The sequence below is a fragment of the Ursidibacter arcticus genome (genome assembly GCF_009761375.1).
Classification (GTDB): domain Bacteria; phylum Pseudomonadota; class Gammaproteobacteria; order Enterobacterales; family Pasteurellaceae; genus Ursidibacter; species Ursidibacter arcticus.
On record NZ_LEKM01000019.1, the window covers coordinates 1 to 16671 of the forward strand.

Annotated in this window: 14 protein-coding genes; 8 read left to right on the plus strand and 6 right to left on the minus strand. The window is 38.6% G+C overall.

Annotated features, from left to right (window positions below):
- Positions 1–38 precede the first annotated feature (38 nt).
- From A1D25_RS00770 to efp, 3 genes are all read right to left on the minus strand, one after another.
- Positions 39–617, minus strand: a complete 579-nt coding sequence (locus A1D25_RS00770; RefSeq protein WP_157393822.1) for a thymidine kinase — start codon at positions 615–617, stop codon at positions 39–41.
- A 53-nt stretch (positions 618–670) separates the two neighbouring features.
- The gene (gene zapB, locus A1D25_RS00775; RefSeq protein ID WP_157393823.1) at positions 671–889 is read right to left on the minus strand and encodes a cell division protein ZapB; all 219 of its coding nucleotides are present in this window, start codon (positions 887–889) and stop codon (positions 671–673) included.
- Positions 890–1017: 128 nt separating this feature from the next.
- Entirely contained in the window at positions 1018–1584 is a 567-nt protein-coding gene (efp, locus tag A1D25_RS00780) for an elongation factor P (protein ID WP_157393824.1), read from the minus strand.
- 183 nt (positions 1585–1767) lie between these two features.
- On the opposite strand from efp, the gene A1D25_RS00785 reads away from it, so the two are divergent.
- Entirely contained in the window at positions 1768–2340 is a 573-nt protein-coding gene (locus tag A1D25_RS00785) for a hypothetical protein (protein ID WP_157393825.1), read from the plus strand.
- A gap of 9 nt (positions 2341–2349) precedes the next feature.
- Positions 2350–3345, plus strand: coding sequence for an EF-P beta-lysylation protein EpmB (gene epmB / locus A1D25_RS00790; RefSeq protein ID WP_157393826.1), 996 nt, complete (start codon positions 2350–2352; stop codon positions 3343–3345).
- 386 nt (positions 3346–3731) lie between these two features.
- Here the strand turns inward: epmB and A1D25_RS00795 are convergent, their stop codons facing one another.
- A complete protein-coding gene (locus A1D25_RS00795) occupies positions 3732–4970 on the minus strand; it encodes a multifunctional CCA addition/repair protein (RefSeq protein ID WP_157393827.1) in 1239 nt (412 codons plus the stop codon).
- An 83-nt stretch (positions 4971–5053) separates the two neighbouring features.
- A complete protein-coding gene (rdgC, locus tag A1D25_RS00800; protein ID WP_157393828.1) occupies positions 5054–5962 on the minus strand; it encodes a recombination-associated protein RdgC in 909 nt (302 codons plus the stop codon).
- A 75-nt stretch (positions 5963–6037) separates the two neighbouring features.
- Here rdgC and proC point away from each other — a divergent pair, with 75 nt between their 5' ends.
- The 6 genes from proC to A1D25_RS00830 all read left to right on the plus strand — a co-directional run bounded on the left by proC (position 6038) and on the right by A1D25_RS00830 (position 12477).
- Complete coding sequence (gene proC, locus A1D25_RS00805; RefSeq protein ID WP_157393829.1) at positions 6038–6856, plus strand: pyrroline-5-carboxylate reductase; 819 nt, start codon at positions 6038–6040, stop codon at positions 6854–6856.
- Positions 6853–8004 (plus strand): 3-phenylpropionate MFS transporter, encoded by a 1152-nt coding sequence (locus A1D25_RS00810; protein ID WP_157393830.1) that lies wholly within the window; start codon positions 6853–6855, stop codon positions 8002–8004. The genes proC and A1D25_RS00810 overlap by 4 nt, the downstream gene beginning before the upstream one ends.
- Before the next feature lie 150 nt (positions 8005–8154).
- A complete protein-coding gene (gene apt, locus A1D25_RS00815; RefSeq protein WP_157393831.1) occupies positions 8155–8697 on the plus strand; it encodes an adenine phosphoribosyltransferase in 543 nt (180 codons plus the stop codon).
- Between the two features lie 24 nt (positions 8698–8721).
- Positions 8722–10815 (plus strand): DNA polymerase III subunit gamma/tau, encoded by a 2094-nt coding sequence (dnaX, locus tag A1D25_RS00820; protein WP_157393832.1) that lies wholly within the window; start codon positions 8722–8724, stop codon positions 10813–10815.
- Positions 10815–11711 carry an ABC transporter ATP-binding protein gene (locus A1D25_RS00825; RefSeq protein ID WP_157393833.1) on the plus strand — a complete coding sequence of 299 codons (897 nt, stop codon included), beginning with the start codon at positions 10815–10817 and terminating at the stop codon, positions 11709–11711. The genes dnaX and A1D25_RS00825 overlap by 1 nt, the downstream gene beginning before the upstream one ends.
- A gap of 10 nt (positions 11712–11721) precedes the next feature.
- Positions 11722–12477: an ABC transporter permease gene (locus A1D25_RS00830; RefSeq protein WP_157393834.1), complete on the plus strand. Its 756-nt coding sequence runs from the start codon at positions 11722–11724 to the stop codon at positions 12475–12477.
- Positions 12478–12512: 35 nt separating this feature from the next.
- Here the strand turns inward: A1D25_RS00830 and hrpA are convergent, their stop codons facing one another.
- Positions 12513–16445 carry an ATP-dependent RNA helicase HrpA gene (gene hrpA / locus A1D25_RS00835; protein WP_157393835.1) on the minus strand — a complete coding sequence of 1311 codons (3933 nt, stop codon included), beginning with the start codon at positions 16443–16445 and terminating at the stop codon, positions 12513–12515.
- Positions 16446–16671: the final 226 nt, after the last annotated feature.

Genomic DNA, 16671 nt, shown 5'->3' on the forward strand with positions numbered 1-16671 from the left:
GTTTGTCATCAGTCTGAGGGGAATTTTTCCCCTAACTTTTATTTAGCAAGTTTCTCTTTGTAATGGCGGCGACAAACAGAAAGATAAGTATCGTTACCCCCAATTTGAATTTGTTCACCATCAGCAATGGCTTCACCTTGCTCGTTAAGACGAATAACAAAATTTGCTTTTCTACCACAATAACAGATTGTTTTTAACTCTTCGAGTTGATCTGCCCAAGCAAGAAGATATTGGCTACCTTCAAATAACTCTGCTCGAAAGTCTGTTCTTAATCCGTAGCATAGAACGGGAATGTTGAGCTTATCCACAATTTCGCTTAGTTGATAAACTTGTGCTTTCGTTAAAAATTGTGCTTCATCAATTAAAATGCAGTGTAATGTTTGCTTTTGAATATGGGCGGAAACTTCACTGAATAGATCAGTTGTCGTATGAAATAGTGCAGCTTCTTGGGATATACCAATACGAGATGCGACTTTTCCTACGCCATATCGGTCATCAATAGCAGCCGTATAAACAAGGGTATTCATACCACGTTCTTGGTAGTTATAAGAAGACTGGAGCAGGGTGGTTGATTTGCCTGCATTCATAGAAGAATAGTAAAAATAGAGTTTTGCCATAGTTATAAAGAAAAACGGCTAATCAATGTTAGCCGTTTTGATAATTTATGAAATTAAACGTTATCAATTTGACCTAAAAGCGAACGTAAACGATCTTGGAAACCTTGATGTTCTGCTTTTAATTGCTCGTGTTCTTGACGTAATGTTTCATTCGCACGATTAGCTTCATCGTTTTTACCTTTTAATTCTTCAACTTCTAATTGAAGTAATTGAATAGTTTCAACAGCTTGTTTAATTTTACCTTCTAATTGATCTAAAATAGTGACTGACATAAATGTTCCCTCTTTTTATAATGTACTTGATGTGAAAGATTTTACTCTAATACGACACTGTTTTCATTATAAAGTTTTGAAATAATGATAAAAAAATCCCCTAACGAAAGCTAGGGGATTTTTTCATCTTATTTTACGCGTGAAACGTATTCACCAGAACGAGTATCAACTTTAATCACTTCACCGATTTGGACGAAAAGTGGTACACGAACAACAGCACCAGTGCTTAATGTTGCAGGCTTACCACCTGTACCAGCTGTATCACCTTTTAAACCTGGATCAGTTTCAATAACTTCTAATTCAACAAAGTTTGGTGGAGTTACACCAATTGCAGAACCGTTCCATAATGTGATGATACATTCAGCTTGATCAACTAACCATTTATCGTTATCGCCTAATGCTTTTGCATCAACAGAAATTTGCTCAAAAGTTTCTGGGTGCATAAAGTACCAGAAGTCTTCATCTTTATAAGAGTAAGTATAGTTATAATCTACAACATCAGCTGCTTCAACAGAAGTACCTGATTTAAAGTTGATCTCTAATACTTTACCAGAAATAAGTTTACGGATTTTTGTACGGGTAAATGCTTGACCTTTACCTGGTTTTACGAATTCGTTTTCAACGATGACACAAGGTTCGCCGTCTTGAATGAATTTTAAACCTGGTTTAAAGTCGTTAGTGCTGTAACTAGCCATTGTTATCCTCAAAATAGATAAATGAAATGCCTGAATTGGCAAGGTTTATAAAAAGGCGTATATGATACAACAAAATCAAAAAACTTTTAAAAATTTATTTATGATGGCGATGGATTTATTTTTAGGTATAATCCTCAGGCTTTTTAGCATTTAACTTTTCTCTTACATTTACAAGGATATTTAATGAAAAAAGTCATTACTGTGGCAGCGATTGCACTCTTTTCCCTTTCAACTATTGCTGAAGCTAAACGTGGTGGTGGAATGCGAGTAGCAAAAACAAAACCAAGTACACAACAATCTACTTCTCAACAAAAGAATCAGCAAGATGCTGATTTTAACAACACTCCACAACAACCAGCAGGAGCAGCACAGCAAGTTCAATCAAATGGTAATCGTGCAGCTAACTTCTTAACAGGGGCTGCGGCAGGTTATTTATTGAGTGATATGCTTTCCCCCACAGAAGCACAAGCTCAAGAGAATAAGCAAGTAGAAAATAAACAACAAGCGGTGGATTCAGCTCAACAATCTGCAAATCCAGTTGCTCAGCTTAATCAACAGGTACAAAATGTACCAACGGTTCAAGCATTTAAATCTATCGATCCGCAAGATCCTAATTTAATTGAAAAAACAGCAGGCTATTCTCGCTATTGCTTAAATGGTGTTCAGTATCTGATTAGTGCGACTAACAACCAACTTCCACCAACATTGATGGTGGATAAAAATAATGCTCCTGTGCAATGTATCATTACGCAATAGGGTTAAATAATGCAAATAATTGACCCAATCAAACCGCTATGGTTAATTGATTTAGCCCAAGCTTTTAATGATCCTAAAGCATTACTCGACTTTTTAGAGCTTGATTCCAAAGAGTTTGAGCAAGATATTGATGCTCGGAAATTATTTGCATTGCGAGTTCCTCGCCCCTTTGCTGAAAAAATGCAAAAAAAAGAGCGGAATGACCCGCTCTTTTTACAAGCAATGTCTCTCCAACAAGAATTTATTGCGGTAGATGGGTTTGTAAAAGATCCCCTTGAAGAGCAACATTCACCTGCTCCTAATATTTTGCATAAATATCACAATCGCTTGTTATTTATGCTTAAAAATAGCTGTGCTATTAACTGTCGTTTTTGCTTTCGCCGTCATTTCCCTTATGATGAAATTAAAAGTGGTAAAGCATCTTGGCAACAGAGCATTGATTATATTGCAGCACATCAAGAAGTCGAAGAAGTGATTTTGTCTGGTGGTGATCCGCTAATGGCGAAAGATCACGAAATAGATTGGATTTTAACGAAATTAGAGCAAATCCCCCATATCAAAACGCTACGCATTCATAGTCGATTACCCGTTGTGATTCCAAATCGTATTACTGATGAACTCTGTAATCGGTTTGCAAATTCCCGATTGAACATTGTGTTTGTCGCACATATCAATCACGCTAATGAAATTGATGATGTTTTTGCACAAAAAATGCAAATGTTGAAAAAAGCGAATGTTACGTTGCTAAATCACACCGTATTGCTTAAAGATGTGAATGATAACCCGAGAACTTTAAAGATATTGAGTGATAAATTATTTAGTTACGGTATTTTACCCTACTATCTACATTTGTTGGATAAAGTAGAAGGGGCAAGCCATTTTTATATTGAGGATCATCAAGCTGCTCAAATTTATAAAGAATTGCAACGTACCACATCAGGTTATTTAGTGCCGAAGTTAGTGAGAGAAATCGCTTTTGAGCCAAATAAAACGTTGATGGGGTAATAAGATATAGATAACCTCCATACCATTCATCAGGTGTACTGGATAAAAAAAGCCGATACCAAAGTGGTATCGGCGGAGGTCTTTACCTAAAAAATGAAAAAAACTTGCTACAAGAGTTAAGCATTTAGCGAATAGTCAGACTTAGGGTTTGAAAAAAAGTTCAAAAAATTTTTAAGAATTTATCATTATTTTAAATTTTATTTTTTTCAGATAGAAAAACTCAATAAATTCCTATGTTTAACCCAGACTGATGACAAACATCAAAAGAACGTAAAATCTGTAGGGTGGGCTTTAGCCCACCATCTTTAAAATCAATAAGTTACAAAATGGTGGGCTTAAGCCCACCCTACACGAAATAAGTTCGTCAATAATCTGATGTTTAACCCCTATTTCTGCATCTGTTTAAATTGTTTGATTGCAAACTGGCGGCGTTTATCTAGCTCAGTTTTTATATTCGCTTTTTCAAAACCATCAGCGATAACTTTTTGAACATCAATCTGGTTAGCGATAGCATAAAGTTGTTTTGCATAGTCAGCTTGTGGATATTCTCGCTGTTCAAACCCTAAGCGTCCTTTACTGTCCGCTTCGCATACCAATAGAAAATCAAAGAAACGTTGTGGTTTACGCCATACATCTAATTTATTAAATAACTTAATTACTGTTTCGGGGCGGAGTTCCATTATTTTATGGCTATGAGTATGAAATTCTGCTACCAATTTTGCAAATTCTTTACTATGAGTAGGTACTTTTAAACGACTTGCAAGTTTTTCGGTAGGGGCGATACCTTTATATTCGTGTCCATAATGGTGCGGAAGTATCTCTTTTGGTGTGAGGGCTTTGCCTAAATCGTGGCAGAGTGCAGCAAAAAGTACGCTTTCAGGATCGTTCGCTTTATCGGCTAATTTTTTAGCTTGTGCTAGCACTAAGAGTGTGTGAATACCAGAATCAATTTCAGGGTGATGTTTTTCAGGTTGTGGCACCCCAAATAGTGCATTTACTTCAGGGAATAAAATTGCTAATGCACCAATATGATGTAGCGTCTGAAAATAAATATGTGGTGATGGCGTATTAAAGGCTTTTTGTGTTTCTAGCCAAACTCGCTCGGCAGTTAAGTAATCTAACTCACCGCTTTTACTGATCTCTTTCATTAGCTGAAAGGTTTCAGGTGCTATCTTAAACCCAAGATGGTGAAAACGAGCGGCAAAACGAGCAACACGCAATACTCGCAATGGATCTTCACTAAAAGCAGGGGAAACGTGGCGTAAAATACGTTGTTCAATATCGGCTATTCCCCCGTAGAAATCGTGAAGATTACCGTTTAAGTCTTGAGCAATCGCGTTGATGGTGAGATCTCGCCGTAATAAATCTTCAGCTAAGGTAATATCAGGCGAGAAATCACACAGAAAGCCATTATAACCCTGTCCATTTTTTCGTTCTGTACGGGCTAATGCATACTCTTCTTTGGTTTTAGGGTGGAGAAAGACAGGGAAATCGTTTCCAACTTGCTGATAACCTTCCGCTAATAATTGGGCTGGCGTTGTACCCACAACTAGCCAATCTCTGTCTGTAACTGTTAAGCCAAGTAGCTGATCTCGTACCGCTCCGCCGACTAGATAAATATCCATTTTTTCCTATTTTTAATTGAGTATATTGATGTTAATAGAGTGAGCTTATTCACACTACAAATTGATGCTGTTATCCGTTTAGATTAAATTCTCTCTTTGATGCCACCTAATTCTTCGATCAGTTTTTCGGTGAATAAACGCAGTTCTTCACTCATCAATAAAAAGTCTGCATCAAAACGCTGGGCAACATCTTCTTTTAAAATATCATCATTTTTCTCACGAATATCATCGGCAAATTTAATCCGAGAAAGAGTAGCATCATCATTTAATACAAACGAAAAGTGATTTTCCCAATCTAATGCTAATTTTGTGACGAATTTACCCGCTTCTAAGTGAACATTGATCTCATCACTTTCTAAATCTTGGCGTTTACAGCGGATCACACTATCAGTATCAAAGGATTTTAATTCTGCTTCTTCTAATAAAGTAAGCCAATGCGGTGTATGCCCTTTAGCTAGCCAATTTGTCATTGCATCGCTAGGTTGTTGTGCAAATGAAATAGGGACAACAGGTAGAGAGCCTAAGGTTTTACGCAATAATGCAAGGGTATCTTCCGCTCGTTTACTCGATGCGGCATCGACATAAACAAGTTGGCGTTCTATATCTAGCCAAATCGCTGTAAACTGATGTTTGCTAAATGCTCGTGGCAGTAACATTGCCACTACATCATCTTTGATTGCTTGTTTTTCGGTTTTCTTTAATTTACGTTGCTCTTTATGCTCAAGGCTCTCAATTCGAGCTTCCGTTTCTTTTTTAATAACTTGTGCTGGAAGTAATTTTTCTTCTTTATGGGAAACCAATAGAAATTGCTGCCCGAGAGAAAAATGGAGTAATTCACTGCTAGAAAGTGGATTGGACCAACCAAATTTGCTCATATCACTTTGTTGGCAAGGGGTAAATTTTGTTTGCTGTAACTGTGTTTCTAACTCACCACTCGTGAGCGTTAAGGGGCTAGTTAAACGGTAAAGCATCACATTTTTGAACCAAAACATTTAGGAATCCTTATTGATAGCGTAGAATTATGTTATTTTACGCTAACTCGTCTAATTTACAAAAAAGGAGAATATATGCAACACAAGAAAATTGCTTTTATCGGTGCAGGTAATATGGCATTTGCGATTATTTCAGGCTTAGTGAAAAGCGGTTATCCTACTTCAGATATTATTGCTTGTAATAAAAGTAATCAAATTCGCCGTCAAGAATTAGGTGCAATGGGGATCAATGTTGAATTCACTAATTGTCAAGCGGTTGAACAAGCAGATGTGGTAATTTTAGCAGTAAAACCACAGATGATGGCAGAGGTGTGTGCGGAGTTTGCCGATGTTGATTTTAGCTCAAAATGGGTCTTATCCGTTGCAGCTGGGATTTCAGTGGCTCGTTTGGAGCAGTTACTCCCTTCCGCTAAAAATATAGTCCGTTCAATGCCGAATACGCCATCGTTAATTGGGGAAGGGCTGTCTGGCTTATTTGCAAAAAAATCGGTCGATCCTACCGCTTGTCAATTTGCTGAAACCTTGCTTTCAGCAGTAGGGCAGTGTTATTGGGTAGAAACTGAGGCACAATTAAACCAAATTATTGCAATCACTGGCTCAAGTCCTGCTTATTTTTTCCGCTTTATGGAAGCGATGCAACAATCAGCAATGCAAATGGGCTTTAGCGAAAATGATGCCCGTTTCTTAGTACAATCTGTGGCGGTAGGTGCGGCTAAAATGGTGGTGGCAAATCCGAATTTATCCTTAGCTACTTTGCGTGAAAATGTAACTTCAAAAGGTGGGACAACTGCACAAGCACTAGCGGTATTTGAACAACATCAGTTGGCGGATACGGTCAATCAAGCAATGAATGCTGCGATTAAACGAGCAGAAGAGATGGAAAAATCCTTATGATCAAACTTACCCCCTTTCAATGGTCGTCTTTTAACTTTTTTGGGTATTATGCAGCTTTTGGGGTGTTGTTACCATTTTTACCAGTATGGTTGCAACATAATGGTTATGATACCGAAATGATCGGCGTACTGATTTCTCTTGGGTACTTATTCCGTTTTATCGGTGCAATGTATTTCTCTCGTGTGAGTAACCCGAATAAATTGATTCCACTTAACCGTTTTCTCACTTGGGCAACAGTGGTGATGTTAGGCATAATGGCGTGGGTAGTGGGTTCAATTTGGTTATTTTTACCTGTTATTGCGTTATTCCATATCTTTAATGGCGGATCGATGCCTATCGCAGATACCATAGCATCTACTTGGCAGCAACAGATAGGTTTAGATTATGGTAAAAGTCGCTTATTTGGCTCAATTGCGTTTGTCGTGGGGCTAACCAGCACAGGCTATTTGATTGGTATGTTAGGGGAAAGTGCCATTATCGGTATTTTAGCGGGCTGGCTTGTTTTTCTCGGTATAGGAATTAGTACAACTCCGACACAAGCATTTAGTGTCGTTGAAAACACTCAAAGTGAACAAGAGCAGATGAGCTATTGGCAACTTTTTAAAGTACCGAATACAATGAGAATGTTAATTGCAATTTCGTTAATTCAAGGCTCTCACGCCGTTTATTACGCATATAGCACAATTTATTGGTCGAGTAATGGAATATCTACTCAAGGTGCAAGTTTATTATGGAGTGTTGCAGTTATTGCTGAAATTGTAGTTTTCTTCTTTTCTCACAAGCTATTCAAAACGTGGAAAACTTATTATTTAATGCTATTTTCAGCATTAGGAGCAGTTGTTCGTTGGATTACCTTGTCTTCAACTAATGAAGTTGTGATTATTGCTTTGGCACAAACACTACACGCTGTTTCTTATGTAGTAGGACATTATGCAATGATTCGTTATATTTCAACTCAACCAGTAAGCCATATTGCGAAACTACAAGCACTCTATTTTAGTTTAGCAAGCTGTATGGTTATTGCCTTATTTACCTTTATTTCAGGGCTTATTTATCAATCGTCGCCTACTTTTAGTTTTTGGTTGATGGCAATTTTTGCTTTCCCTGCAATTTTTATTGCCCCAAGGAAACTTGAGACGAGAGTTTGATTTGCATAATCGATAATAGTTTACAAGCGGTGCAATTTTGCAAATTTTTTGCAAGAACGCACCGCTTATTGTATTTTTTCCTTGTAATTTTAAGGATTTTTGCTAAATTCCACAGGTTATTTTTCCATTAAAAACTGAAAAGGTTAAGCAATGAGTCAACAACTCGATTTAATTAAATCTTCGATCAAATCTATCCCTGATTATCCAAAAGCTGGCATTATTTTTCGTGATATTACATCATTACTAGAAGTGCCAACAGCATTCCAAGCCTGTATTGATGCTATTGTGGCAGAATACAAAAATAAAGGTATTACTAAAATTGTCGGTACAGAATCTCGTGGTTTTATTTTTGGTGCACCAGTGGCATTAGCATTAGGCGTACCTTTTGTATTAGTGCGTAAGCCTAAAAAATTACCAAGAGAAACGATTGCACAGTCTTATAGCTTAGAATATGGCGAAGATACGTTGGAAATCCATACGGATTCTATCCAAGCTGGCGATAATGTTTTAGTTATTGATGATTTATTGGCGACAGGCGGCACAGTAGAAGCAACGGTAAAACTCATTCGCCGTTTGAATGGTAAAGTTGAAAATGCAGCTTTCGTTATTTGGTTACCTGAATTAGGCGGAGCAGAACGCTTAGCGAAAGAAGGAATCAAATCGTTCACATTAGTGAGTTTTGAAGGGCACTAATTAACATAAAATAAGGTTGGCATAATGTCCTATCAAGTTTTAGCACGCAAATGGCGTCCACAACGTTTTAGTCAAGTTGTGGGGCAACAACACGTTTTATCCGCATTAGAAAATGGGTTGCGTGAAGATAGATTACATCACGCTTATCTCTTTTCGGGAACGCGTGGTGTAGGAAAAACGTCTATCGCTCGCTTATTTGCGAAAGGCTTAAATTGTGAAACAGGCATTACGGCTGACCCTTGTGGGCAATGTGCTAACTGTAAAGCGATTGAAGAAGGTCGCTTTATTGATTTAATTGAGATTGATGCGGCATCTCGCACTAAGGTGGAAGACACCCGAGATGTATTGGATAACGTACAGTACAAACCAACGGTTGGGCGTTTTAAAGTTTATTTAATTGACGAAGTACATATGCTTTCTCGTCACAGCTTTAATGCGTTACTCAAAACCTTAGAAGAGCCGCCTGAGTATGTTAAATTCTTATTAGCAACGACAGATCCACAAAAATTACCGATCACTATTTTATCTCGCTGTATGCAATTTCATTTGCGTGCATTAGATCCAAGTCAGATCCGCAACCATTTAGAATTTATCTTACAGCAAGAGCAAATTCCCTATGAATTGCCTGCCCTTGAAAAACTTGCAAAAGCAGCACAAGGGAGTATTCGCGACTCATTAAGTTTGACCGACCAAGCCATCGCAGTAAGTAATGCAAATATTACTTTGCCTATTGTTAGCCAAATGCTTGGGTTAATTGACGATCATCAACCGATTGAACTGGTTCAAGCGTTAGCCTTAGCAGATGGTGAAAAGGCAATGGGTGTTATACAAACGGTGGCAGAGAAAGGGATCGACTGGCAGCAACTATTAAGTGATGTAGCAGAGACACTTCACCAAATCGCAATGTTACAACTATTGCCACATTCTGCGAATGAAGAAACGCCATTACACTTCTTAGCACGCCAACTGTCGCCAGAGGATGTACAATTTTTCTATCAGCTAATGCTAACAGGAAAAAAAGAGTTGCCTTTTGCACCTGAACAGCGTTCAGGGGTAGAAATGACTATATTGAGAGCATTGGCTTTTCACCCGAAAAATGTGGAGCAGTTAGCTTTTTCAACAGTTCAAACAAGCCAACCGAATACGACTTCGCAAAATAATGCTCAACAAAACATCGCTCAGTTACGCCAACGCTTGTCGCAAAATCAGCAAGTTACGACAGAACAGAAAGCCGATAAGGTTCAAGATGCACCAATAACGCCAACATCTGATGTACAAGCGGTAAGATCAGAGCCAACATTTGCAACCACAACAAGCAGTTCTTCTCAATCATCACAGGCAGAAGTGGCGACTAGCACACAATCTGCACTGATGGCACTTAATGCGTTAAAGCAATTAGATGCCACTAGTGATGAACAAAAAAAAAAGTCTGAACCCTTAGCATCATCAACGCAGCCAACAAAAAATGTCGTAAAGCCGAGTACGAATAAAGGAAAAGGCAACTTACAAGAGCGTTTTTCACAAATTGCAACCGCAATCAGTGAGCAAAATAAAGCAGAATCGGATAAAAAAAATTACACAAGCACAGAAACAGCAACGTCAGATGAAGATTATCGCTGGACGTGGCTAAATCCTGAGTTAGAACATCAAGAAGAACAAGCCAAGCCTTCAGATATCAAACAAGCGATTTTACAAGAACGTACGCCTGAATTAGTGCGTAAAACAATCGAACTCTCTTGTCAGCAAGATGAATGGTGTGAATTGGTTAATCGCCTTAATTTAACAGGGCTAACTCGTCAAATTGCATTAAATAGTTATGTTGCTCACAAAGAGCATAATCAATTTGAATTAGTGCTGAAACCCTCAATGGCACATTTGAATACCGAGGATACTCGCCAACACCTGACGCAAGCATTTGAGAAGTTAGGTTTAACTTATCAGCTCAGTATCGGTGAAAGTGAGCAACATCAAACCCCTTTAGAACTTCGCCGAACAATTTTTGAAAAGATGACCTATGATGCAAAACAAGCGTTATTAGCAGACAGTAAATTGCAACTTTTACGCAACGCATTTGGGGCAACCATTGATGAATCTACAATTAGAGCAGTAGCAGAATAATGAAGGCATTAGAGATAAAAAATTTAGTTAAACAGTATGCAACAGGTGTTCAAGCTGTGAAGGGTATTGATCTGACTGTTGAACAAGGGGATTTTTATGCACTACTTGGACATAATGGTGCAGGAAAATCCACTACTATTGGAATTATCAGCTCTTTGGTGAATAAAACGAGCGGTACAGTCAAAGTTTTTGGGTATGATTTAGATACACAGAAAATTCAGCTAAAACAGCAAATTGGTTTAGTTCCACAAGAATTTAATTTCAATCAATTTGAAAAAGTCATTGATGTATTACTTAATCAAGCGGGGTTTTATGGCGTTCCAAAAGCGGAAGCCTTAAAACGAGCAGAGTATTGGCTAGGTAAATTGGATTTATGGGAAAAACGTGAGAGCTTAACTCGAGAGCTTTCAGGGGGAATGAAACGTAGAGTAATGATTGCTCGTGCGTTAATGCATAATCCAAAATTGTTAATTCTTGATGAACCAACCGCAGGGGTAGATATTGAACTTCGCCGTAGCCTTTGGGATTTTTTGCGTGAGCTAAATCAACAAGGCACAACGATCATTCTGACGACCCATTACCTTGAGGAAGCGGAAACATTATGTCGTAATATCGGGATTATTCAGCAAGGTCAGCTCATTGAAAATACATCAATGAAAACCTTATTAGCCAAGCTAGAAACAGAAACATTTTTGCTCGATGTTGCAGAAAAACGACCGCTTGTTATTGAAGGTTATCCAGTGAAATGGATTGATGAAAGCACCCTAGAAGTTGAAGTTAAACGAGAGCAAGGGTTAAATAACTTATTCCAACAGTTTAGCCAACAACAGATTGAAATTTTAAGTTTACGCAATAAATCTAACCGCTTAGAAGAGCTGTTTATGAGTTTAAAGTAAAGGAAACAAAATGATTGGTTTTTATACCTTAGTTGCAAAAGAATCAAAACGCATTTTACGCATTTGGCGACAAACATTAGTGCCACCGATTATTACCACTACGCTCTATTTTTTAATTTTTGGCACATTGATCGGTAAACGTATCGGCGATATGAATGGTGTAAGCTATATGCAGTTTATTGCACCAGGGTTAATAATGATGTCGGCAATTACCGCATCTTATACGAATAGTGCATCATCATTCTTTTTAAGTAAATTTGTGCGAAATATCGAAGAACTACTCGTATCGCCTCTTTCAAGCCACACAATCATTTGGGGTTATGTAGCAGGGAGTGTTGTGCGTGGTGTGTTAGTTGGCATTTTAGTGACTACTGTGGCACTCTGTTTTGTTTCTTATGAAATACACTCTTGGTTTGTAATTATCTTAACAATGTTGATGACCACCATTGCTTTTGGGCTAGGTGGGCTAATCAATGCGGTATTTGCGAATAACTTTGATGACATCGGCACAATTCCAACCTTTGTTTTAACGCCTTTAACCTATTTAGGTGGGGTGTTTTATTCTATCACGCTGTTACCTGAATTTTGGCAAACTGTTTCACAATTTAACCCTATTGTTTATATGATTAGTGGTTTCCGCTATGGATTTTTAGGTATTAGTGATGTTTCTATTTACTATACCTTTGGCGTACTTTCACTCTTTATCATTGTGTTATACAGCTGGGCATATTCGCTAATCAATCGTGGCGTTGGGCTGCGATCTTAAACAAGGATTTGGGGGCAAACAACTTGCCCCTATGTTCATTTCACTTCCGCAATACTATTTAATATCCGCTTATCTGAAATCGGGTATTTCGTACCGAGCTGTTGAGCGAATAGACTTACTCGTAATTCTTCGATCATATAGCGGATCTCCAAAATCTCATCACTCATTGGTTTCGATTTCGGTAGTTTGGCTAACAACTGCTGATAAGCATTCCGCACTTGCTCTACTCGCAACATTTTGGCTCTGTCAGCGTTGCTATCAACCACTAATTTGTCTAAGCGTTTGTCAATAGCGGTGAGATAACGGTAAAGATCTGCAAGTCGTTGATAGCCTGTTTTAGTAACAAAATCAGGGTAAATCAACTGTTTTAACTGTGATTGAATATCGGATAAGGCAAACGCCATTGTAAAGTCTAACTTACCTTTTAATCGTTTACTGATTTCATAGGCAAGCGTTAGAATTTTCTCAACTTGTTTGGCTATCTCAACGGTCGTATCATTTAAATTTGCTCGTACATAATGATGTAGCTCATTGAATTTTTCTTCCGTCCATACAAAGCCACCAAAATCATCAATCAACTTATCAACCGCACAAGCAATACAATCATCGATCAACTCTAGCACTTTACCAAAGGGGGCAAAATAGAGACCTAATTTCGCTTTATTCGGCAGTTTTTCGTGCAGATATTTAATCGGCGAAGGCACATTAAGTAATAATAAACGGCGAAGTCCTGCTTGCATTGCTTTTGCTTGTTCAAATTCTGTCTCAAAGAGTTTAATGCCAACAGCCTCTTTTTCATCCACAATCGCAGGGTAGGCTTTCACACTAAAATGGGCTTTTTTCTGCTCATAAAATTGTGGCAAGTCGGCAAAATTCCATAAATGTACCCCTGTTTGCTCAATGCCATCATCGGCAATGTTAGATAAGGTATGTTGCACTTGATCTTTTAATGCAAATTTCAATTCATCTAAATTTTCACTCTGCATCAATGGTTTATTCTTTTCATCAACCACACAGAAACATAAACGTAAGTGAGCGGGAATTTGGCTTAGATCCCACAATTCTGGTTCAACATACACGCCAGTCATTCGGCGGAGTTCATCGCTTAAACTTTGTAAAAGCGGTTTTTTAAATGGCTCTACACGAGCAAGAAACGCATCGGCATAGTTCGGTGCAGGCACAAAATTACGGCGAGTCGCTTTCGGTAACGATTTAATCAATGCCACAATTAACTCGTGGCGAAGCCCTGGGATTTGCCAATCAAAGCCTTCAGGCTCAACTTGATTTAATAATGCTAAAGGAATATGCACCGTTACCCCATCTTCTTGCGAACCAATTTCAAATTGATAACGAAGTTTGAGTTTAAGTGTGCCTTGATGCCAAAAATTCGGGAAATCAAGTTCACTGACTTTACTCGCATTGTCATTGATTAAGAAAGACTTTTCAAAGTTTAGTAATTCTGGCTCTTTTTTACTTGCCACTTTCCACCAACTGTCGAAATGTTTAGTGGAGACTACATCAGTGCCGATACGCTGATCATAAAAATCGAATAGCACTTGTTCATCAACTAAAATATCTCGGCGACGAGATTTATGTTCTAAATTCTCGACTTCCTTAACCAAGCGGTTATTTTCTTTAAAAAATTTGTAATTAGCGTGCCATTCGCCTTCCACCAAGGCAGAGCGAATAAAAATTTCTCGGCTAACAAGCGGGTCGATTTTGCCATAATTTTTCAAGCGATTAACCACAATCGGAATGCCATAAAGAGAGACTTTCTCATACGCCATTACCGCACCTTTTGATTTAGACCAATGAGGTTCACTATAACTGCTTTTTAATAAATGCGTTGCCAGTGGCTCAACCCATTCAGGCTCAATACGAGCCACCATTCTGCCCCATAATTTTGTGGTTTCGACTAACTCTGCTGCCATTACCCATTTTGGCTGTTTTTTGAAAAGCACAGAATTTGGGAAAATAGCAAAGTGTGCGTTTCTTGCCCCTAAATAAGACATTTTTTCGTTATCTTTCAAGCCGATATGCGATAACAAGCCTGTTAGCAAAGCGGTATGAATTTGCTGATAATTTGCCTCTTCACTGTTTATTCGCAAACCCATTTCACGCACTGCGAGACGTAGCTGATGATAAATATCTTGCCACTCACGCACTCGCAGATAATTGAGATAATCTTTCTGACACAAACGGCGGAATTGATTTTTGCTGAGTTCTTTTTGTTGGCTTTGAATAAATTGCCACAAATTCACAAAAGCGAGAAAATCCGACTCTTTATCGGCAAAACGGCGATGTTTGTCATCGGCAGATTGCTGTTTCTCTTGCGGACGTTCACGCGGATCTTGAATAGATAATGCCGAAACAATCATCATCACTTCGTGTAAGCTACCGTTTTCACTGGCAGCAATTACCATACGAGCCAAACGTGGATCGACAGGGAGTTGAGCGAGTTGGCGACCGATTGCCGTTAGTTGATGTGTTTTTGTGTGATGTTTGGCATTTGATGTGGTTTTCCCAACGATTGCACCTAATTCTTCCAATAAACGAATCCCGTCTTGAACCTGTTTAGTATCTGGGCGATCGACAAATGGAAAGGCTTCAATATCAGGTAAGCCAAGGGAAATCATTTGTAAAATAACCGATGCCAAATTGGTGCGTAAAATTTCAGGATCGGTAAATTCAGGACGGCTATTAAAATCGTCTTCAGAATAAAGACGAATACAGATCCCTTCTGATGTACGTCCACAGCGTCCTTTACGTTGATTTGCTGAGGCTTGCGAGATTGGCTCAATCGGTAAACGTTGTACTTTAGTACGGTAGCTATAACGAGAAATGCGAGCTGTTCCCGTATCAATCACATATTTGATATTGGGAATGGTTAAAGACGTTTCCGCCACATTTGTGGCAAGCACGATGCGGTTTAGATTACTTGGGTTAAAAATACGCTGTTGTTCCGCCGCGGACAAGCGAGCATACAAAGGTAAAACTTCCGTATGGCGAAGTTCCTGCTTTTGTAACGCATCGGCAGTATCACGAATTTCCCGTTCACCGTTCATAAAAATTAAAATATCGCCACGACCTTCCGCCTGCAATTCATCAACCGCATTTAAAATGCCTTGTAGTTGGTCTTGATCCTCTTCTTCAATAATTGGGCGATAACGCACTTCCACAGGGAAGGTTCTACCCGAAACTTCAATAATTGGTGCATTGTTGAAATGTTTTGAAAAGCGTTCTACATCAATGGTTGCAGAGGTAATAATGACTTTAAGATCAGGGCGTTTAGGCAGAATTTGCTTTACATAGCCGAGAATAAAATCGTTATTTAAACTTCGCTCGTGGGCTTCATCAATAATTAACGTATCATATTGATTGAGATAACGATCATTTTGAATTTCAGCGAGCAAAATCCCGTCTGTCATCAATTTAATTAAGGTATTATCACTCACTTGATCATTAAAACGAACCTTATAACCTACCGTAGCACCTAATTCTGAGCCTAACTCTTCAGCAATACGGCTTGCGACCGAGCGTGCTGCAATACGGCGTGGTTGAGTATGCCCGATTAAGCCTTTTACTCCACGCCCAAGCTCTAAACACATTTTCGGCAACTGAGTGGTTTTACCCGAACCTGTTTCCCCAGCAATCACCACAACTTGATGTTCTTCAATCAGTTTTAAAATTTCATTACGGCGAGCCGAAACAGGCAGATCAGGGTAATCAATGGCACATTCAGCTTGTTGTTTACGGGCGGTATAACGAGCTTGATAAGCGGTAAGATCCGTCTCAATTTCTGCAATCACCGCTTGTTTAGCATTCTCATTTTTAATTTGACTTAACCCTCGAATACGGTTGGCTAAACGGCGAGAATCAACCAAAGTCGTTTGTTGTAATTGTGATAATAAGGTTTTTTGCTCCGCCGTAAGCGGTGGGTTTTTATGATTTTTTTGCATAGTGAGAATAGATTACGCTTTAATTTCCATATTTTATTCATTTGGGGGAATTGGGGCAAATCATATTTGCCTTAGATTATTGACAAAGTCTTTTTTCATTCGGACGCCAGCGTGGCGTCCCTACAAGAAAAGTTATAACCAATTGAAAAATAACAGATTTTATTTTGTTATGTAGGGACGCCACGCTGGCGTCCGTTAATTGGATACAACAAATTAGAGTTTGTCATCAGTCTGC